Raw genomic sequence first — 18625 nt, forward strand, 5'->3', positions numbered from 1 at the left:
CCAGGAGAAGTACGCCGAGATGGAGGTCCGCTCCCTCACCGGCGTCGGGGCGGAAAAGGCCGTCAAGCACTGAGTCGTTCTTCACGCGCGCGCAACGGGGCGGGATGGGAAGATGGGAGGGTGGTGAGCCCTGCTGACATCCCGACCGTCGCCGTCCGTGATCTGCCCAAGGACGGCGTCGCGCTACTCGACGTCCGCGAGGACGACGAGTGGGCCGCCGGGCACGCCCCGGGGGCCAAGCACATCCCGATGGGTGAGCTGCCCGCGCGCGTCGGCGAACTCGACGAACTGCCCGACGACCAGCCGGTCTACGTGATCTGCCGCAGCGGCGGCCGGTCCGCCCGCGCCGCCGCGTGGCTCAACGCGAGCGGCTGGGACGCGGTGAACGTCGCCGGCGGGATGGGTTCCTGGAAGCAGGAGGGACGCCCGATGGTCGGCGACCATCCCGGCGTCGAACCCGAAGTGCTGTAACCGTGCAGCCAGGCCATTACCCGCCGATGCCGCCGGTGCGTCCGGCGCCGATGCAGCAGCCGCGATATCAACCGGTGCGGCAACGGCTCCGTTGGGTCGCTTCGCCGCCGCCCGGCGCCTGGCCGCAGCGGCGCGAACCGGTGGCCGAGCGCTACTCCGGGCCGCCGTCCTATCCGGTCCCGCCTCGGTGGGGCTTCCCGAACCTGGTCTGGCGCCGTCCGACCGCGGTTCCCGGCACGGCGTCCGGCGAGATCACCGCCGGGGAACGGCTCCAGGTCATCAAGCGCAGCCTCCTGCCGGTGCTCTGGACCTTCGCCGCACTGGCGCTCGCCGCGTCGGCCTCGGAGATCTGGCGCTATGTCCTGCTCGTGCAGAGCCGCGACTCCGCGTTGTCGACCTCGGTGGTCACCGTTTCCGACGGCTTCGTGGTCACCACCGGCCTGCTCACGACGATCCTTTCGCTGCTGCCGTCCGGACTCACCGTGTGGTGGCTGCTCGTGGCCCGGCACGCCGCCGCGGACGCCTCCGGCGAGACACCGCCGAGAAGGCAGTGGCAGGTGCTCACGTTCGTACTGGCGCCGGTGGTGAACCTGATCATGGTGCTGCCGGTCGTCGCCGAACTCGAACACGCCGTCCTGCGCCGCACGCGGGAAACGCGGCCGAAGCCGTCGCGGCTCGTGTTCCTCTGGTGGGGCGTCTGGGTGATCAACTGGGTGCTGCTCGGGCTCGTCATCGTCTGGCGGTTCCGCGACGGCGTCCAGGCGCTGGCGGACGGGGTCGTGCTGGTCGCGCTGACCGATCTGGCCGCCGCGGGCCTGGCCGTGGTGACGGCGCTGCTCGTGAAACGCATGTCCGGCCTCCTGTCGCCTGTGTCGGAGAAGCGGCTTCGTCTGCTTCGCGTACTGAAGGTGGATGGGGCTCCGGACCCGGACCGGCGTGAGCGTCCGGCCTCTTCAGTGCGCTGACGCGACTTCTCCACTGAACGTCGAATGCGCAGCTACGCACCCTGCTGGAAGCGGGTCGTTCGGTAACATGGAGGTATGAACAGCGAGCAGCAGGAGTGTGACCTGCCCGCCGGGGAGACCGGCCGGGCGAGGTCTGCTGCGAGCGGTCGGTACCAGTCGTCCGCGGTAAAGGCGAAAAGGGCGACCAAACCCGCTACGGGGCGCACAAAACTCACCGGTCATGGGATCCGCAGGCCTGAGCCGGTCGCGAACGAGACGTCGGAGCCGCATTCGCTGCCGTCCTTCTTGGGCATGTTCGATCTTCCCGCTGATGCGTCCGAGCGTGTGAAGGCCGTGGTGCGCGACCAGGATGTCACCTGATTCACGACGGGAACGAGCGAAGATCGATGGCGCGTCCGATCGTGGTGGACGCTGGTCCGCTCATCGCCATGGCCAGCCGAAAAGATGATCACCATCAGGCGGTGGTCGCATGGCTCGAGACCGTGCCCATGCGCGATCTGCTGGTGCCGTCACTGGTGTTGACCGAGGTATGCCATTACATCGAGAAGTATCTCGGCGGCGAGGCCGAGGCCGCGTTCATCGAAGGACTCATGCGCTCGCCGCAGTTCGCGATCTATCACCCCATGGACGACGATTTCCGGCGGATGGCCGTGCTGATGCGCCAGTACTCGGATTGGCCGCTCGGCCTGGCCGACGCGGCGGTCGTGGCCACGGCGGAACGGTTGAAAACGGTCGAGGTGGCCACGGTGGACCGTCGGCATTTCGAGCACATCAAGCCGGTGCACGTTTCTCACTTCATGCTTTACCCCCAATCTGCCCGCTGACCTGCGGGAAGAGAGCAAGGGACCTTTGGTGTCGCGCTGCGGGCAGCCGTCGCTACGCCATGGTCACCGGTAGCGAGCGAAGGCCGCGGATCACGAACTCCGGCCGCCGTTCGGGCGGCCCGGCCGGTCGCAGGTCCGGCAGCTTCGTGGTCAGCGAATGCAGCGCGGCCGCGATCTCCACCCGCGCGAGCGGGGCACCGACGCAGTAGTGGATGCCCATGCCGAAGCCCAGGTGCGCGTTCGGCGTGCGGCCGATGTCGAGGGTGTCGGGCCGGTCGAACACCTTCGGATCCCACGCGGCGGCGCCGAGCAGCGCGCCGATCTTCTCGCCCTCGGCCACCCGGAACCCGGCGATCTCGACGTCGGCGGTCGCCGTCCGCTCGAACAACTGGAGTGGCGCGTCGAAGCGGATCAGCTCCTCGACGCACGGGTCCAGTAGCTCCGGGGACGCCACCAGCCGTTCCCACTGGTCGCGGTGGGTCAGCAGCGCGTTGACGCCGTTCCCGATGACGTTCACCGTCGCCTCGTGCCCGGCCATCAGCAGCAGGACCGCGGTCGCGACCAGTTCGTCTTCGGTGAGTTCGCTGCGCAGAAGATCACTGACGATGTCGTCACCAGGGGAACTCGCGCGCTGCTTCGCTATGTCGCGCAGGTACTCGACGAACTCCGCAGCGGCGGCTTCGGCGGCGTCCCGCTTCTCTTCGGCGAGGCCGTACTCGTACATCTTGACGACGTGATTCGACCAGGTGACCATGCGCGGCCCGTCCTCGACCGGGACGCCGAGAAGTTCCGCGATGACCGCGACCGGCAGTGGCTGCGCGAGATGCGCCAGCAGGTCGGCCGAACCGGTTTCGGCGATCTCGGCGGCGAGGGTGTCGACCATGCCGTCCGCGAGTTCGGCGACCATCGGCCGTAGCCGCTGGACGTGCCCCCGCCCGAACGCGCCCGCGATCACCCGGCGCAACCGGGTGTGGGCGGGCGGCTCGTTCTCCAGCAGCGAGTTGCGGTGCAGCAGGTTGAACGACGCGAACCGCTCCACCGGCAGGGCGTCCTCCCAGATCCGGCCGAGACCGCGATGCCGCAGGACCGCGGCCGAAGCGGCGTGCGACACCGCCACCGCGATGCCGAGCCCCTCGTGACGGTGCACGTCGGCGGTTTCACGCAACGCGGCGAAGGCGGGATAAGGATCGGCGAGGAAAGCGGGATCGCGAGGGTCGAACACTCGCCGACTCTAACCTGGCCGGGCTCCGCGCCAGGGTGTCCGCCCCGACGCGGAGCCCACGGCCGCGACCGGGGCTACAGCCCGATTCCCAGGAGCGAGCCGTGGTGCCAAGGGTGCTGGTGGTGATAGTACCAATACGGATGGTAATGGTAGCTATAGCTGGAACACAGCAGCAGACAGCGTGCCTGGTCGGCTGATCCGGACGAGTCGGCCGAGGACGTGGCCGAGGCCGTGCCCACGGCAGGCCCGGCCAGCAACAGCCCGAGTGCCACGGGCAACGCGGCCAAGGTGGCCCGGCGCTTGAAGATGCTCATCAGTGATCCTTTCCCTGTACTACGACACCCGGATGGCGTCATGATCATTGTTAGTCGTGGCGAGTGGAAAAGGGCAGGCTGGTCACCCGCGGTTCGATCGTCCGGATGGTGAAAACCCTTTTCGGACACGTTTCCGTGACACCCGAATGGCCGCTGGAACCGGCCGATCCGGTCGATTCGAGCGAGACAGGGTGTCATCCAAGACGGTTCCGTTACCAACCCCGCCGAACTGGCGGGGGCCTCGGCGTCTCCAGGGGTGTCGGAACGCGGAAGCGCTGGACGGCAAGGGGATTTCCGTGGCCGTCTGGTCCGGAAGTTCTTTCAGTCTGGGGTAATTCTTCAAGAGAACTGCGGTATTTCCATGCGTATTCGTCATGCCCTTTTTCGCCGGTCTGACCGCCGCCGCACTCGCGTTGCTGCCCGCGACCGCGTTCGCCGGCGAAGCGCCGGTCGAGGAGTCGGCTCCCGCCGGTTGGCTGATGGCGGGGGTGGCCGGGAGCCGGGGTGGCGGCGCGGGTGGGGTCTTGATGCTCCGCCCTCGCGGTCCTGATCGCACGCGGGAAGGGCGGGGGTCTTACGAGCCTCCCGTCCTTCCCGCGATAGCGTTCCCACCGAGCTTTGAGGAGGCTGACGTGGGCAAGGGTTCGCGCAAGAAGGGTCCCAAGACGACCTCGGACCGCAAGCCGAAGGTGCGCGACGTCTTCGTCGGCCAGCCCTTCGAGGGGCTCGCGGCGGAGGCCGAGCTGATCGCGCTGCGCGAGTTCGTGCCCTCGGCGACGGCGTCGCTCAAGCTGGCGGGCTCCGACGAGAAGGTCACCCTCGGCACGGTGCTGCCGATGGCGGCGGCCGCGTTCGTCCGGTCCGACGGCGAGCGCTACCTCGGGATGCAGGTGCAGACCCGGTCTTCGGACATCAGCCGCGACCTCGGCCGCGCGCTCCAGTGGGTACTGGACGCCAAGGAGGGTGACGTCCTGTCCGTGCCGGACACCACGACGCCGCCCACCGCCGATGAGAAGGCCCGTCTGCAGGACCTGCTCGACACGAGCGTCGAACTCGACGTCACGCTCTTCAACGACTTCGCCTGGTGGCTGCCCGAGGACGCCGACGCGAGCGGCGACGTGGCGTTGTCCCTCGAGCGCGCGAACGCGGCGATCATGCCGACCGAACGGCTCGGCGCGGGTGCGTACTGGGTGCTCGCCGGCGAAAAGGCGCACCTGCGCTGGGTCCGCCCCGAGCCGGAGAACCTGCTGCTGCAAGCGCTTGCGCGGCTGTCCGCGGCCGGTGAACTGAACCTCGGGGAAGGCTCCCGCTACGCCGGTTCGTTCCGCGCGCACGGCCTGCTCGTGCCGGTGTGGGACCTCGACCCCGAGGCCCACGCGCGCGAATGGGCCGACGCGAAGGACCAGCTCGGCGTCCGTCTCGAAGCCGCGCTGAAGTCCCTCGACACCGAGCCGCTCAACGCCACCGAGCGCCGCTCGCGCGACGGCCTGATCGGCCGCCAGCTCACCATCCGCTGACCCCTCGCGTTTCGTCCTCTGGATGCGGTGGTCGCGCAGGCAACCACCGCGTTCAGAGGACGAAATGCGTCAGGATGGTCGCGTGATCCTTCATATTTGCGCGCGGGGTGACTGGGCGGCGGTGCCCGAAGGCGGCGTCTACACCGCCCCGTCCCTCGACTCCGACGGCTTCATCCACTGCTCGGACCCGGGAACCGCGCACATCCCAGCCAACGCCGTCTTCCCCGGCCGGACCGATCTCGTGCTGCTGGAGATCGACCCGGCGCTCGTCGGCGCGCCCGTCGTCTGGGAGGACGGCGACCCGCCGCATCCGGCGGGTATCCAGTTCCCGCACGTGTACGGACCGATTCCGCGTAACGCTGTGGTGGCCGTGCACGAATTCCCTGTTCGGGGGGACGGTTCGTTCAGAATTCCCGACTCCTTGTCGAGACGTTGAGGCGGGCAATTCCTCACCCAGATGGGCGTCTCTCGAACTAGTTCTCGGTAAGAGACAACCTGCGGGGGCGGCCATGCGTTTCGGGAGAGGCGAGCCAGACATGCCTGGCCGAGTGGACCCGGGAGGAGGCGATACGGTGACCGCTGCCGCGACGGTCATCTCGGGGACGGATGTCTGGGCGTCCGGCGAGACCCGAGGGAGGGACGTGCCGGGTGAACTCACCGACTTCGGCGACTTCGTGCGGGCGAGCCTGCCGGGTCTGCTGAGGTACGGGCACGCCCTCACCGGCAATCCGCACGACGCCGCCGACCTGGTCCAGACGGTGCTGGAGAAGATCGGCTCCCGCTGGTCCTACGTCCAGCACAAGACCGGCGATCCGATGGCCTACATCCGCCGTTCGATGGCCAACGCGCACGTCAGCCGGTGGCGCCGGACCAAACGGGAGAACCTGGTCGCCGACCTCCCGGACACGCAGCCGTACAGCCAGGCCGATCCGTTCGAGCACGAACCGCTGTGGCAGGCGTTACGCGCGCTGCCGCCGAGGCAACGAGCGGTGATGGTCCTGCGTTATTACGAGGGCCTGTCCGAAGCGGAGATCGCGGACTCGCTCGGCATCAGCCAGGGCACCGTGAAAAGCCAGGCGAGCAAGGCGATCACGTCGTTGCGCACGAAGCTGGCGCTGATCGAGCCCAAGAACGAAGGGAGGGAAGCGGGATGAACATGTCCGAGGAGGATGTGCAGCGGAAGCTGCGCGACCTGTTCTCAGACGAGCGGCTGGGCGCGTCGTCCACGCTGAATCCCGAAACGATCGTGGCGGGCGCCAAGCGTCGCCGCCGTCGTCGTCAGATGATGCAGACGACGACCGGGATGGCCGCCGCGGTGGTCATGCTGGGTGGCGGGCTCACGGTGTTCACGATCCACGACACGGACAACGGCGCGGCCTTCCCGGGTGACCAGCTCAGCTTGGGCGTGTCTTCGCCGATCCCGCAGCCGCCGGGACCGGCGAGCTCGGTACCGCCGGCGTACTCGTCGGCGCCGTCGTCGATCCATGCGTCCGCACCGCCGCCGTCGACGGCCCCCGGTGGGTCCGTCAAGCCGCCGAAGAGCCCCACGGCCACGAAGCCGCCCGCGCAGGGCAAGGTGACCACGGGCGCGCTGCTGACCGCCACCGGCTTCGGCAAGCTCCGGCTCGGGATGAGCGAGGCCGAGGCCGAGGCCGCCGCCGGGCCGCTTCGGACGAAGCAGGTCCGGGGAGCCTGCACGTACGGCTACGCGGAGGGATCCGCCGTTCCGGGGCCGACGTCGGTTTCGCTGACCGAAAGCGCCGGGATCACCGTCATCAACCCGGCGGGCAAGGTGCACACCCCGGAGGGCATCGGGGTCGGCTCGACCGAGGCGGAGATCCTCGCGGCCTATCCCGGCAGCACCAAGGACGGCGCCGCCTACGTCGCGCCCGCCGGCGCGGTGAGCGCGTACCGCATCTTCCTGTCCGACGACGGATCCGCTGTCAGCATCCTGCTGACCAGCCTCGACCAGGGCTGCCAGTTCGGCTGAGCCGTCCCGAACGCGGAAAACCCGGGCTGCTCCAAGGGGGAGAGCCCGGGTTTTCCCTGTGGTGGGAGAGCGGTCAGTGCGTCAGAGCGCCCCGCCCGCGACCGGGGGCATCCCCGAGTCGGCGCCGCTGTCACCGATGGACTCGCGGTGCAGGTGGTTCTCCACCTCGAACAGGTTGCCGTCGGCGCGTTTGACGATGTTGAGCAGCGTGGACATCTGGGAGATCTCTTCGACCTGCTCCTTGAGGAACCACTGCGTGAACTGCTCGCCGATGAAGTCCTCTTCGGCGCGGGCGGCCTTGGCCAGCTGCTGGATGTCGGTCGCCACGTCCTTCTCCTGCTGCAGCGCGAGCTCGATGAGCTCGGTGACGTCGGAGAAGGTGTTGCGCACGTCGCCGGTGCCGGGGATCTCCACGTGGTGGTCGGTGTCCAGCATGTACTGGACCAGCGCCATGGCGTGGTTGCGCTCCTCGACGGACTGCTTGTAGAAGTGCTTCGCGAGCTGCGGCAGGTCCTCGGCGTCGAACCAGACCGCCAGCGCGATGTACTGCTGAGAGGCGTTGAACTCGTTGTGGATCTGCGCCTGCAGCAGTTCATAGAACTTCGAGCGCGGTTGCTTCTTGATGAGGGCCATGCATTCGACAATACGTCATTCGCTAATCGATTTCCACTTTTGCCTGGTGATCTACCTCTTATTAGGTTAGTATTCCCAATACTAGGTTCACCTCAATTAAGTAAGCCTTCCCTAATCAAGGTAAATCGATTAGGGAAGGCTTACTTGATTACTGATTCAGATGCTTTCGCGCCGGATCGGGCACGACATGCAGCGCGGCCCGCCGCGGCCGGAGCCCAGTTCGGAGCCGGTGATGGCCAGTACTTCGATGCCCGCTTCCTCAAGCCTGGCATTGGTTTCCACGTTGCGTTCGTAGCCGACGACGACGCCGGGAGCGAGCGCGAGCGTGTTGTTCCCGTCGTCCCATTGCTCGCGTTCCGCGGTGACCGGATCGAGTCCGGTGTCGATGACGCGCAGCCGGTCGATTCCCATCGCTTCGGCGGCCGCGGTGAGGAATGGGGCCGGTCCTTCCACCTTCATGGAACCGTCGTCGGTCGGCCGCATGGTGAACGCGGTGAGCGAATCGCGGGAAAGCGGGTACATCACGACGGCGTCGGCGGCGACCATCGTGCAGACGGTGTCCAGATGCATGGTCGCGCGGGTCTGCTCGATCGGGACGGCGAGCACGGTGTGGGCGATCCCGTCGGCGAACACCGACCGCGCCAGCGATTCCGCGCCCGCCGCGGTGGTCCGCTCGCCGACCCCGATCGCCAGGACCCCCGGCGAGAGGAGCATGACGTCGCCGCCCTCGATCGGCGCCGAATGCGCGCCGTACGCGCGTGACGCGTGGCGGAACCACGGGTGATAGGCGTAGATCAGGTCCAGTACCGCGGTCTCGCGGACGCGGGCGGGCATGGTGAGCGAGGAGACCGCGACCCGGTCGCCGATCCACGCCGACGAGTCACGGGTGAACAGCAGGTTCGGCAGCGGATCGACGGCGAAGTCGTTGGGATGGTTCATCAGCCGGACCAGCGAGACCCCCTCGGCGGCCGGCAGTTCTTCGAAGGTCATCCCGGCCATCAGCGCCTCGGCCAGCACCTCGGGGGACACGCTCGACAGATGGGAACGCAGCGAATCGGCCAGGTCGACGCCCAGCCGCCGCTCGTCGACGGCCGCGTGCACGCCGGCGGCGTGGGCACGGGTGTCGCTGAGCGCCGTGCGCAGCGCGTCCGCCAGGAGCAGCACCTCGACACCGCGGCCGCGGAGCACCTCGGCGAACGCGTCGTGCTCCTCCTGCGCGCGGTCCACCCAGGGGATGGAATCGAACAGGAGCTGGTCGTTGTTGCGAGGCGTGAGCCTTTTGAGCTCGTTGCCGGGCCTGTGCAGCAGCACCGCACGCAGGGGGCCGACTTCGCTGTCAACTCGGGGTGGAGTCGTCTCGTCAATCACCGGTTCACAGTAGCTAGGGAAGCCAGGAAACTCGCCCCTTGAGCAGCGCGTATCCGACGAACGAAACGAAGTCGAGCGCGGTGTGCGCGGCGATCAGCGGCCACAACCGGTTCGTTTTCTGCCACCACCTGCCGAACACCAGGCCCATGACGACGTTGCCGACGAAACCGCCGAATCCCTGATACAGGTGATACGAGCCGCGAAGGACCGACGACGCGACCAGTGCGGTGTTCTCGCGCAGCCCGAGTTGCCGCAGCCGGGTCAGCAGATAGGCGACGACGAGCACCTCTTCGGCGAACGCGTTGCCGAAAGCCGACAACGTCAGCGTGATCGGACGCCACCACGTCTCGCCCAAAGTGGACGGTTGCACCGAGAGGCTGAACCCGAGGCGGTAGGACAGGAAGTACAGCCCCAGCCCCGGGATCCCGATCACAGCGGCGAGCAGGAGGCCGTTGACGATGTCGCGGCCGGGGCGCTGCCGGTCCAGCCCGATCTGCGCGAGTTTCATCCCGCCGCGCCACAACAGGTACAGCCCGAGCGCACCCCAGCCGACCAGCTGGCCCGCGCTCAACAGCTGCTTGAGCAGGTCGACCAGACTCAGCGTCGCCTGGGGGACGTTGAGCTGGGCCTGCTGCTGCGCCAGCGGAACCGGCTGCAGGAGCGAGTCCACAAGGGACAGCAGGCTCCGCAGCCCGGACAGGCCGAGGGTGATACCGAAGACGACGACCAGTTCGATGACGATCGCGCGGCGGCGCGCCGGATCTTCCACGAATTCCGGCAGCGCCGGGCGTTCGGGACGCAGCCAGCTCATTCGCCGCACGCTACCGTCGAGGCATGCCAAGGAGCATCGCGACCAACGAAACCGTCGACCGTGCCGCGCTCGTCGACTTCCTGACCACCCGTCATCGCGCCATCCTGATGACCACCAAGGCCGACGGCGGCCCCCAGCTCTCGCCGGTGACCTGCGGCGTCGACGGCGAAGGCCGCCTCGTCATCTCCACGTACCCGAAGCGGGCGAAGGTCGTCAACATCCGTCGTGAGCCGAAGGTGTCCGCCTGTGTCCTCTCCGACGAGTGGAACGGCCAGTGGGTGCAGCTGAACGGCACCGCCGAAGTCCTCGACCTGCCTGACTCGGTCGAGCCGCTGGTCGACTACTTCCGCGCGATCTCGGGTGAGCATCCCGACTGGGACGAGTACCGCGAAGCGATGGTGAAGCAGGGCAAGAGCATCATCCGCGTCACCATCGAGTCCTGGGGCCCGGTCGCCAAGGGCGGCTTTCCGGCGGAGCTGGCCTAATCCTCCGAAAAGAACGGGCAGCCGATCAGGCGGCGGATCTCGGCCGCGAGCTGCGGCGGCCCTTCGACCGGGCGCGAGAACGCGAGCCGGACGTCGTGGTCGCCGGATTCGGCCTCGACCCGCAGCCGCAGCCCGTAGCGGTCCAGCCCGAGCGGCCGGATCCGCCCACCGCGCAGTGCGGTGGGGACGTGCTTGGCGAGCTGCTGGACGACGTCCGCGTGGTCGGTCTCCAGATGCCGCAGCCAGCCCGCCTCGTAGTCGTGGAACGGGTCCGGTGGCGCGGCGCTGAACATATGCGGCCGGAGCGAGTGCGTGCCTTCGGCGTCCGCGAGCACCAGAGACGCCGGGGTCAGCCTCAGTAGCGTCAGGCCGTGTCCGACGTCGAGCAGGCGCTCGTCCGGCCGGGTTTCGGCGATGGTGACCGCGCGGGCGCGGGCGGAGACCTCGGAGAGGGGGCGGAGCCAGCCGGTGATCCACAGCAGCCCTCGGACGGGTTCGCGGAGGTCGACCGGGGCCTGGTCGGTCAGCTCCACCATCACCGCGAGTTCGCCGCGCTGGGCCTCGTGCGAGCGTTTCACCAGGTGGTGCTCGTCCGGCAGGAGGATGCTGACGCTGCCGCTCGTGTGCACGTGATGCAGGACGGGGATGACGCGCCCGTACTGTCCTGGCTGGTCGCACTGTTCAGCGGTCTGGGTCAACGTCGCCGGTCCGTTGCGGGTGGCGATCGTCTTCGCGCGTTCCGCGGGGTTCGGCGCCGGTGGGCGGCGGATGGACGTGGGTGTGGTCACGGCTCACCTCCTAAGTTAGGTGAGCCTAACCTGATCTCCGGATCGAACGGAAGTAGCCTCGATCACGTTTCCGCTCGCCCGTATACGTTGACCAGGTGGAAGACCGAAGAAGCCGGGTGCTCGAACCACCCGAAGGGATTCCGGCGAAGAACCTGCCGATCTTGGTGAACACGCTCGATCGTTCGGCCGTCACCGCGGGCACGCTGGCCTGCGCCGCCGGACTGCTCGCCGTGCTGGGCGTGATCCTGCTGTTCACGGGCCGGTTCGGGATCGCGGTGCCGGTCTTCCTCCTCGTCTACATGACACCGGTTTCGGCCTACTACGGCTTCCTCGCCGTGGCCGGATCCTTGTCGATGCGGAAGCTCGTTCACCAGCCGTTCCACCTGGTGAACGGGCTGGACGGAGCGGTCGTCGCCGGGGCGAAGGTGAGCGTGCCGCTCGACGGACGCTGGCTGGTCGTACGGCTGCCTGCCCCGCTTCGCGCGCAACTCGCGGCCCAACGACGGCTGTGGGTGCTGGGCCGGTTCGTCCTGCTTCCCGGCGTCATCGCCGCCCGGCGCGGCTCCTTCCGCGACGCTCCGCCGAAGGGCTCGACGCCGTTGGGTGCGGAGCCGGTCTCGCCGGGACGGCTGCTCTCGCTGCAACGACGGCTGCTGGCGTCTTACTACCTCCTCACCGCCGGGCTCGCCCTGGTGGCGGCCGCCTTCTCGGTTTGGGTGGCCGTCGATTTCCCGGACCGCCGCAGCGTCCTCGTACTGGACGCGCAGGTCTTCGCGGGTCTCTGCGTGCTGGCGACGACCGGCCTCGCCATCGCGGCGCTCGTGCTGTCCAGGCCGGTGCCCGAACCGCGATGGACCGAGCTGTTCGTGGTGTGCGGGCCGGCGTCGGTCAATCTCTTCGGCATGGTCACCGTGAAGGGACGGACGGTCTTGCCGGACGGCCGCGAGGTTTCGGTGCGGGCGGGTGGTTCCGATCCCTCGCTCGCCGCCAACATCGCCGTCACCGGACAGCTCTGGGTACTCGGGGTACCGGTGGCCGGGAAGACCACGAAGGCCGGAGTGCCGGGTCACGCCGTTTTCGGGCCGGTCAAATTCGGGCGGTAACGAACCCTCCCGACCCCGCGATCTACCGGCAACCGGGGGTTGGGGGAGTCATGCACGAAACGTCGCGTGCCGATGTGCTGGAACCGCTTCGCGATCAGCGGGCGATCGAGATGCCGGTCTTCGATTCCCTGCTCGGGACCATGCGCGGGGTCCGCGGCTTCTGGCTCCTCATCCCGTTGGCAACGCCCGGGGCCGCCACCGTCTCCCTGCGCGGAGAATTCACCGCCCTCACGATGGCCGCCGTCTCGGCGGTCGCGGTACTGGTGCTCGGGATCCTCGCGGTGGCATGGCTGCGCCGGCGGGCGATTCCGTGGAAGGCCTTGTCCGAGCTGGCGGGGAAGTCGGCGTTTTCCGAGGTTTCCTTGCCGCCGGAGGGTCTGTTCTCCGTCGGGTCGAAGGTGTACTTCAAGCTGCCCGACGCCGATGACGTGTGGGCCGAGGTGCGGTTGCCGAAAGCCGCCCGGCTCCAGCTCGCTGCGCAGCGGCGGATCTGGCTTCTCGGACCTGACGAGGAGGGACGCCGGTTCCTGCAGCTGCCAGGAGTGCTCTGGCCGCATCAGGTGACGGCGGTGCCGTCCCTGCCTGGCGACGCGGTGCCGCTGGACGAAATCGACCAGCGGATCGTCCCGCCGGAAGAGGACGTCGTCCTGATCGCGCACCGGCAGCGAATCGCCTGGGGGCTCCGCGCCCTGTTCGGGGCGGGGGCGGCCGCTCTCGGCCTCCTCGTGGCGATACAGGTCGTCATGCTCGTCGAAGACGGTCCCCGGCCCGAACCGGGACTCGTCATCATGACGATCTACTGGTTGGTCCTTCTCGTCATCGGGGTCGATGCGGCCATGGGGATGCTGAAGCCGCTGCCGCGGGGGAAGTGGAGTGAGCTGGTCGCGATCCCCCACGCCCCGCCCCGCATCGGCGCCTCGGGGCTGGCGGCCCTCGGCTGCCGGATCCAGTGGCCGGACGGCCGGTGGAGCGACGCCTTCATGTCCAAAGTGGACCCGGCACTCGCCGCGAACATCTGGGCCACGCAGCGGTTGTGGATCGTCGGGGCACCGTTGCGCGGCACGACCACGTTCGCCGGGGTTCCCGGCCACGCCGTCCTCGGCCGCGTCAGGTTCAACTGAGGGATCGCCGGGTCGCCTCTTCGGTTTCGACCACGCCTCGCCGGATGCCTTCGAGCTGATCGCTCAGCTCGCCGATCGTGGTGGTGTCGAGCAGCGCATCGCCGGTGGCGGCCGACAATTCGGCCGCCCTGGCGACCAGGCCGTCGAGGCCGAGCGCGCCGGATCGCAGCTGTGCCAGCAGTTTCCGCTGCGCGCTCGAAAGCCGGGCGTGGACGTCTTCCTGTGCCTGCACGGCTTCGAGCGACTGAAGCAGGTCGCCGCGGATGTCGTCGTCGGCGGTCTTCAGTTCCTTCCGCAGCCTGGCCTTCTCGGCGGCGACCGCGGAGGCGTCCACCCGCGCGAGCGCCTTCCCGGTGGCGGACGTGCGACCGGCCAGCCGCCGGAGGGTGTCGACGGTTTCCCGCACCACCGGTTCCATGTCGGCGACCCGGTCGGCCAGCGGACCGGTGTCCAGCGAGTCGGAGATCGACTCGAACCCGTCGGCCGCGGCTTCGGCACGACGAAGCCACTCCGCCTCGGGAGAGCCCGGTTCGACGTCGGGGAGCGTCCGCTCCTCGGGTTCGGCGACGGGTTTTTCCCCGGAGGCGACGGCGATCCCGGCACGGGCGGCGAGCACGGTCACGCCGACACCGAGCGCGGCGACCACCGGCAGTTGCACCGCCCACGCCGCACCCGCCGAAGTCGCCGCGAGGAGCAATCCCCACGGTTCGGCTAGCTCACGGACGAAACGCATGAGGTGAGGATCTCAGAAATTCGAGATCACGGCGGTGAAGACCTGGTCGATCGAGTCCGGTTTGGACGAGTCGTAACCCACGCCCTGCGTCGTCTCGGCGATTTCCTTGAGGACGCCGAAGTCGGCGTCCGACCCGTAGGCGATGGTGAACATCCGCACCGCTTCGCCGCCGCCCTCGGTCCGCAATCGTCCGACGAGGTTGGGCAGATCGATCCCGCCCGGATCCTCGTTCCGGCCGTCGGTGAGCACGACGACGGCGTTGATCGCGTTCGGATCCAGCCGCTGCTTCATGAATTCGTAAGCCGCGAGCGAGGAATCGTAGAGCCCCGTCCCGTTCTGCGGGGTCAACCCGTTCAGCCGCGACGCCAGCTCCTGCCTGCCCGCCTCACCGCCGATCGGCGTCACCGGACGGAGCTCCATGAAGTCCTTGTCGCCGTCCAGCCGCGTCGAGAACATCCACAACCCCACCTTGTCGGCGTCGCTGAACTGCGGCAACGACGCCACGGCCGCCTGTTTCGCGAGGTCCATCTTGTTCTTGCCCGTCCCGCTGACGCCGTCGCCCATCGAACCGGAGACGTCGACGACCAGCAACACGTTCGCCTTCTTCCGCAGGTCCTTCCAGGACTTGAGGACTTCGGCGAGCACCGGCGGACTCGGCGGCCGGATCAGGTTGAGTTTCGCGTCCGGCTGGGCGCCGTTGTCCGAAGTGGTCTGCGACCCGGGCTTGCCGTCGAAGGTCCGGAAGCCGATGTCGCTGAACTTCTGCTGCGCTTCGGCGCCGCGAAGGTGCGCGAGGAAGTCCGCGGCGACCTGCTTGTGGACGTCGTCGGCCCAGTTCAGCACGGTGAACGGGTGATCGGAGTTGAGCGTGCCGTCACTCGGGTAGATCCCGACGAGCGGCACCTTCGGCGGCGCGTGCTGCCCGCGCTTCGCCGGATCGTTGGTCGGATTGCCCTGGTTGTAGCCGACGAGCGAGTTCTCCTCGACCGTCACCGCCGAGATGTACGACAGCGCGGCGCCGCGGTCGTCGGCCTTCTGCAGGTTCGTCAGGAAGGTCAGCGTGTTGTCGCCGTAGTGGACGATGGCCTGCTCGACGTTCTGCACGAACGTCCGCGCCTCCGGCTTCGCGAGCGCGTTCGCGGTGAGATCCGAGGAGGTGCCTGTCGCCGCGTAGTAGGCGCCGATCGTGGCGTTGAGACCGGAGGTGGAGATGTTCGGGTTCGTCTTGCCCAGCCGGAACTTCCCCCACTCCGGATGCCCGTACTTCGCCCAGCCCTGCGGATCGGTGGCGAGCGCGGCGAGATCCTTCCAGCCGATGCCCTTGCCGGGCCAGCCGAGCGCTTCGGCCATCGGCTTCGGCATGGCGACGACCAGCGGCGCGTTCGCGACCGACTCCGGGTCGCCCTCGGGCACCAGCGCGGGATGGTCGGTGCCGGTGAGCTGCTGGCGCAGCAGGTTCACCCAGCCCGACGCGGCCGGCGTCCAAACGTCCGGACGCGGGCCGTCCACCGCCTCGTTCCAGCCGCGGGCGAGGGCCTGCATCGCGGTACCGGAGGACTTCGACTGCACGAGGACGTCGACGCAGCGTCCGGCCACCGAGCGGCCGCTGTAGCCCTTGGCGATCTCGGTGACCACACCCGCCTTCTCCGGTGACGAGGACACCTGGAGCTTGACCGCGTCACCGGTCGTGCATTTCGCTTCCACCGGCTCCGCACCGGAATCGCTGGTGAGCGCGCGCAGCCCGATGATCAACCCGATCGCGACCACCGCCGCGGCCACGAACGCCAGGACCTTGCGGCCGCCGCGTGACTGACCGGGATTCACGACCATGGAGAACCTCCAGCGGTGGGGACACCGATTATCCGGAGGTTTCGCCTTGCCCGGGGCCGCGTTGCCGAACTGTTGCGGCGGTGGCGGTACTTATCCCGCCAACGCGACTACCACCAACCCGCATTTAGTCCTCTGAATGCGTTGGGCACGCATTCAGAGGACTAAATGCATGGGTCGTCAGGCGCCAGGGCCCCGGCCGGACCAGGTCCACGCGTAACCGGGATCCTCCGAAGCGTCGGCCGCCTCGCCGAGGTCCAGCGGCGCGAAGGTGTCCACCATGACCGCGGTCTCGTCGAAGAACTCGGCCCCGATCGACGCCTCCGCCGCGCCGGGCTGCGGCCCGTGGGTGAAGCCGGACGGGTGCAGCGAAAGCGAGCCGACCTCGATCCCGGAACCCTTGCGCGCCTCGTAGTTCCCACGCACATAGAACATCAGCTCGTCGGAATCGACGTTCGCGTGGTTGTACGGCACCGGGATCGACTCGGGGTGGTAGTCGACCTTGCGCGGGCAGAACGAGCAGACGACGAAGTTGGGGCCTTCGAAGGTCTGGTGCACGGGCGGCGGCTGGTGCACGCGGCCGGTGATCGGCTCGAAGTCGTCGATGTTGAACACCCAGGGGTACAGGCAGCCGTCCCAGCCGACGACGTCGAACGGGTGGGTCGCGTAGGTGTAGCGCGTCAGCCCGGCACGGTGCCGCACGAGGACCTCGACGTCGGTGCCCTCGGCCAGCATCGGCTCGGACGGCCCGCGGATGTCGCGTTCGCAGTACGGCGAGTGCTCCAGGAACTGGCCCTTCGCCGACAGGTACCGCTTCGGCGGGCCGATGTGGCCGCGCGCCTCGATGGTCAGCAGCTTGACCTCGTCGTGCGGGAGCACTCGGTAGGTGCACGACGTCGGGATGACGAGGTAGTCGCCGTCGCCGACCTCCAGCGCGCCGTAGATCGTCTCGACGGTCGCGCTGCCGCCCTGCACGTAGAAGAGCTCGTCACCGGCCGCGTTGCGGTACAGCGGCGAAGGGCGCGTCGCGTGGACGAAGCCGATGGTGACGTCGGCGTTGCCGAACAGCCGCCGCCGGTCGGTGACCGCGTCGGCGTCGCCGAACTCGAGGTTCTGGGTCTTGAAGGCGCGGGGTTTGAGCGGATGGTTCGGGCTGATCGGCCCGCGCTCGTCCTCGATCGCGACGGCGTCGACGATCGCGGTGGGCAGGCCGCGGTGGTACAGCAACGCGGAGTCCGCCGAGAACCCCTCGACACCCATGAGTTCCTCGGCGTACAAGCCGCCGTCGGGCTTGCGGAACGCGGTGTGGCGCTTGTGCGGGATCTCGCCTACCTGCCGGTAGTAAGGCATCGGATTCTCCCCGGAACGTGTCCGTTGTGCGAACGATTTTGTCCTGATGTCGTACGCTACTAGCGTGTCAGTCGTGTCAAGCGCTGTGGAACTCACGCCACCCGGCCCCCGAGGAATCCCTCCCCTGTTCGCGCGGCTCGTCGACGACTCGGCGTTGTTCCCGCCCGGCGAGGCGTCCATGCCCGAAGCGCTGCGTGCGCACTTCGCGTCGAGGTCCGGTGAACACTCCGGCGTCCTCGGTGTGTTCCTGTGCCAGGCGTCGAGGCTGCCCGAGCTCATCACCGAACTGATCAAGATCAAACCCAAGGAACCGCTGCCGCTGTCGCTGATCATCGACACCGGTCTCGGCGGCGTCCCGAAGGCGATTTCGATCGTCGAATCGCGCAGCGAGATCCTCGCGTTGCGGATGGTCGAGATGCCGGCGCCGTCGGACGTCGACGAGGTCTGGCTTGAGCGCGTCTCCGAATTCGTGCCCGAAGACGTCATCCGGGTGGTCGAGCCGCGGCGCGGTGTCGGCTGGCTCGACGGCGTGCGGAAGGTGATCGAGCACGGCAGCTGGCCGAAGATCCGCTGCGGCGGCCAGGCAGGCGAGAACTTCCCCAGCGTCGACGAGGTCGCCGACTTCCTGTCCGTGGTCAGCGGCGAGACGGGGGCGTCGTTCAAGGCGACGAACAGCCTCCATCGCGCCGTCCGGCACACCGACGAGACCAGCGGCTTCACCCACCACGGGTTCCTGAACCTGATCGTGGCGTCCGCGCGGTGCCTTTCCGGCGGGGACGTGCGCGCCGCGCTCGAGTCGACCGACGGTGCCGCGCTGGCCGCCGAGGCCAAGGGCCTGTCGGACCCGGCCGCGAAGGCCGTTCGCGGGCTCTTCGCCTCCTACGCGGCGGCGTCGTTCGACGAGCCTGTCGCCGACCTCGGGGAACTCGGGCTCTTGTGAATATCGCGCCGCCGCTATCGCGCTGCCAGGGCGCTCGTGGCCGTCGGAGGTCAAATGGCCGTGGAGGGCGCCCTGTCAGCGCGATAGCGGGGCCTTCGGCCGAAAGGCGCGACTTCAAGGGATCAAGGGACCTTTGGTCACGGGAGTCTCGGTCCGTTGAGTA

General features: G+C 68.5%; 21 protein-coding genes. 12 read left to right on the forward strand and 9 right to left on the reverse strand.

All coding sequences use genetic code 11. The features are described from left to right. Positions 1 to 120 precede the first annotated feature (120 nt). The 4 genes from AVL48_RS25440 (at position 121) to AVL48_RS38005 (ending at position 2260) form a co-directional block, all read left to right on the forward strand. On the forward strand, positions 121 to 471 hold the full coding sequence (locus AVL48_RS25440; RefSeq protein ID WP_039794049.1) for a rhodanese-like domain-containing protein: 351 nt from the start codon (positions 121 to 123) through the stop codon (positions 469 to 471). 26 nt (positions 472 to 497) lie between these two features. Then, positions 498 to 1436: a DUF4328 domain-containing protein gene (locus tag AVL48_RS25445; RefSeq protein ID WP_061980419.1), complete on the forward strand. Its 939-nt coding sequence runs from the start codon at positions 498 to 500 to the stop codon at positions 1434 to 1436. Between the two features lie 75 nt (positions 1437 to 1511). After that, entirely contained in the window at positions 1512 to 1796 is a 285-nt protein-coding gene (locus tag AVL48_RS25450) for a hypothetical protein (RefSeq protein ID WP_061980417.1), read from the forward strand. Between the two features lie 26 nt (positions 1797 to 1822). Continuing rightward, complete coding sequence (locus AVL48_RS38005; RefSeq protein WP_063816495.1) at positions 1823 to 2260, forward strand: type II toxin-antitoxin system VapC family toxin; 438 nt, start codon at positions 1823 to 1825, stop codon at positions 2258 to 2260. A 52-nt stretch (positions 2261 to 2312) separates the two neighbouring features. Here the strand turns inward: AVL48_RS38005 and AVL48_RS25460 are convergent, their stop codons facing one another. After that, positions 2313 to 3482, reverse strand: coding sequence for a cytochrome P450 (locus AVL48_RS25460; protein WP_061980415.1), 1170 nt, complete (start codon positions 3480 to 3482; stop codon positions 2313 to 2315). Between the two features lie 74 nt (positions 3483 to 3556). Then, the gene (locus AVL48_RS25465) at positions 3557 to 3796 is read right to left on the reverse strand and encodes a hypothetical protein (RefSeq protein ID WP_061980413.1); all 240 of its coding nucleotides are present in this window, start codon (positions 3794 to 3796) and stop codon (positions 3557 to 3559) included. A 632-nt stretch (positions 3797 to 4428) separates the two neighbouring features. Here AVL48_RS25465 and AVL48_RS25470 point away from each other — a divergent pair. The 4 genes from AVL48_RS25470 (at position 4429) to AVL48_RS25485 (ending at position 7303) form a co-directional block, all read left to right on the forward strand. Continuing rightward, a complete protein-coding gene (locus AVL48_RS25470; protein ID WP_061980629.1) occupies positions 4429 to 5313 on the forward strand; it encodes a DUF5926 family protein in 885 nt (294 codons plus the stop codon). Positions 5314 to 5395: 82 nt separating this feature from the next. Continuing rightward, a complete protein-coding gene (locus AVL48_RS25475; RefSeq protein WP_061980411.1) occupies positions 5396 to 5749 on the forward strand; it encodes a DUF952 domain-containing protein in 354 nt (117 codons plus the stop codon). Between the two features lie 205 nt (positions 5750 to 5954). Then, positions 5955 to 6467: a SigE family RNA polymerase sigma factor gene (locus AVL48_RS25480; protein WP_061980628.1), complete on the forward strand. Its 513-nt coding sequence runs from the start codon at positions 5955 to 5957 to the stop codon at positions 6465 to 6467. Positions 6468 to 6469: 2 nt separating this feature from the next. Then, positions 6470 to 7303, forward strand: a complete 834-nt coding sequence (locus tag AVL48_RS25485) for a hypothetical protein (RefSeq protein ID WP_244162528.1) — start codon at positions 6470 to 6472, stop codon at positions 7301 to 7303. Between the two features lie 81 nt (positions 7304 to 7384). Here the strand turns inward: AVL48_RS25485 and AVL48_RS25490 are convergent, their stop codons facing one another. From AVL48_RS25490 to AVL48_RS25500, 3 genes are all read right to left on the reverse strand, one after another. Beyond that, positions 7385 to 7936, reverse strand: a complete 552-nt coding sequence (locus tag AVL48_RS25490) for a ferritin (RefSeq protein WP_061980408.1) — start codon at positions 7934 to 7936, stop codon at positions 7385 to 7387. A 156-nt stretch (positions 7937 to 8092) separates the two neighbouring features. Continuing rightward, a complete protein-coding gene (locus AVL48_RS25495; protein WP_074038227.1) occupies positions 8093 to 9304 on the reverse strand; it encodes an arginine deiminase in 1212 nt (403 codons plus the stop codon). Between the two features lie 13 nt (positions 9305 to 9317). Next, a complete protein-coding gene (locus AVL48_RS25500; RefSeq protein WP_061980404.1) occupies positions 9318 to 10115 on the reverse strand; it encodes a CPBP family intramembrane glutamic endopeptidase in 798 nt (265 codons plus the stop codon). 23 nt (positions 10116 to 10138) lie between these two features. On the opposite strand from AVL48_RS25500, the gene AVL48_RS25505 reads away from it, so the two are divergent. Next, positions 10139 to 10600 carry a PPOX class F420-dependent oxidoreductase gene (locus AVL48_RS25505; protein ID WP_061980402.1) on the forward strand — a complete coding sequence of 154 codons (462 nt, stop codon included), beginning with the start codon at positions 10139 to 10141 and terminating at the stop codon, positions 10598 to 10600. Here the strand turns inward: AVL48_RS25505 and AVL48_RS25510 are convergent. Beyond that, positions 10597 to 11388, reverse strand: coding sequence for a DUF2470 domain-containing protein (locus AVL48_RS25510; protein WP_061980401.1), 792 nt, complete (start codon positions 11386 to 11388; stop codon positions 10597 to 10599). The two genes, AVL48_RS25505 and AVL48_RS25510, sit on opposite strands and share 4 nt — an antisense overlap. 95 nt (positions 11389 to 11483) lie before the next feature. Here AVL48_RS25510 and AVL48_RS25515 point away from each other — a divergent pair, with 95 nt between their 5' ends. Further along, positions 11484 to 12491 carry a hypothetical protein gene (locus AVL48_RS25515; protein WP_061980398.1) on the forward strand — a complete coding sequence of 336 codons (1008 nt, stop codon included), beginning with the start codon at positions 11484 to 11486 and terminating at the stop codon, positions 12489 to 12491. A 50-nt stretch (positions 12492 to 12541) separates the two neighbouring features. Next, a complete protein-coding gene (locus AVL48_RS25520) occupies positions 12542 to 13612 on the forward strand; it encodes a hypothetical protein (RefSeq protein WP_063054142.1) in 1071 nt (356 codons plus the stop codon). Here the strand turns inward: AVL48_RS25520 and AVL48_RS25525 are convergent. The 3 genes from AVL48_RS25525 to AVL48_RS25535 form a co-directional block, all read right to left on the reverse strand. Continuing rightward, the gene (locus tag AVL48_RS25525; protein ID WP_061980395.1) at positions 13605 to 14345 is read right to left on the reverse strand and encodes a hypothetical protein; all 741 of its coding nucleotides are present in this window, start codon (positions 14343 to 14345) and stop codon (positions 13605 to 13607) included. The two genes, AVL48_RS25520 and AVL48_RS25525, sit on opposite strands and share 8 nt — an antisense overlap. A 12-nt stretch (positions 14346 to 14357) precedes the next feature. Beyond that, positions 14358 to 16175, reverse strand: a complete 1818-nt coding sequence (locus AVL48_RS25530; protein ID WP_061980394.1) for a substrate-binding and vWA domain-containing protein — start codon at positions 16173 to 16175, stop codon at positions 14358 to 14360. A gap of 177 nt (positions 16176 to 16352) precedes the next feature. Beyond that, complete coding sequence (locus AVL48_RS25535) at positions 16353 to 17522, reverse strand: homogentisate 1,2-dioxygenase (protein WP_061980393.1); 1170 nt, start codon at positions 17520 to 17522, stop codon at positions 16353 to 16355. An 85-nt stretch (positions 17523 to 17607) separates the two neighbouring features. Here AVL48_RS25535 and AVL48_RS25540 point away from each other — a divergent pair, with 85 nt between their 5' ends. Then, positions 17608 to 18462 carry a hypothetical protein gene (locus AVL48_RS25540; protein ID WP_074038226.1) on the forward strand — a complete coding sequence of 285 codons (855 nt, stop codon included), beginning with the start codon at positions 17608 to 17610 and terminating at the stop codon, positions 18460 to 18462. Positions 18463 to 18625: the final 163 nt, after the last annotated feature.

The organism is Amycolatopsis regifaucium, assembly GCF_001613935.1.
Lineage (GTDB): Bacteria > Actinomycetota > Actinomycetes > Mycobacteriales > Pseudonocardiaceae > Amycolatopsis > Amycolatopsis regifaucium.

Excerpts from the sequence above, each read along its gene's own strand:
- AVL48_RS25530 (WP_061980394.1), bottom strand. The coding sequence starts at position 16,175 with ATGGTCGTGAATCCCGGTCAGTCACGCGGCGGCCGCAAGGTCCTGGCG.
- AVL48_RS25520 (WP_063054142.1), top strand. The coding sequence starts at position 12,542 with ATGCACGAAACGTCGCGTGCCGATGTGCTGGAACCGCTTCGCGATCAG.
- AVL48_RS25445 (WP_061980419.1), top strand. The coding sequence starts at position 498 with ATGCCGCCGGTGCGTCCGGCGCCGATGCAGCAGCCGCGATATCAACCG.
- AVL48_RS25505 (WP_061980402.1), top strand. The coding sequence starts at position 10,139 with ATGCCAAGGAGCATCGCGACCAACGAAACCGTCGACCGTGCCGCGCTC.
- AVL48_RS25450 (WP_061980417.1), top strand. The coding sequence starts at position 1,512 with ATGAACAGCGAGCAGCAGGAGTGTGACCTGCCCGCCGGGGAGACCGGC.
- AVL48_RS38005 (WP_063816495.1), top strand. The coding sequence starts at position 1,823 with ATGGCGCGTCCGATCGTGGTGGACGCTGGTCCGCTCATCGCCATGGCC.
- AVL48_RS25525 (WP_061980395.1), bottom strand. The coding sequence starts at position 14,345 with ATGCGTTTCGTCCGTGAGCTAGCCGAACCGTGGGGATTGCTCCTCGCG.
- AVL48_RS25535 (WP_061980393.1), bottom strand. The coding sequence starts at position 17,522 with ATGCCTTACTACCGGCAGGTAGGCGAGATCCCGCACAAGCGCCACACC.
- AVL48_RS25490 (WP_061980408.1), bottom strand. The coding sequence starts at position 7,936 with ATGGCCCTCATCAAGAAGCAACCGCGCTCGAAGTTCTATGAACTGCTG.
- AVL48_RS25485 (WP_244162528.1), top strand. The coding sequence starts at position 6,470 with ATGTCCGAGGAGGATGTGCAGCGGAAGCTGCGCGACCTGTTCTCAGAC.
- AVL48_RS25465 (WP_061980413.1), bottom strand. The coding sequence starts at position 3,796 with ATGAGCATCTTCAAGCGCCGGGCCACCTTGGCCGCGTTGCCCGTGGCA.
- AVL48_RS25500 (WP_061980404.1), bottom strand. The coding sequence starts at position 10,115 with ATGAGCTGGCTGCGTCCCGAACGCCCGGCGCTGCCGGAATTCGTGGAA.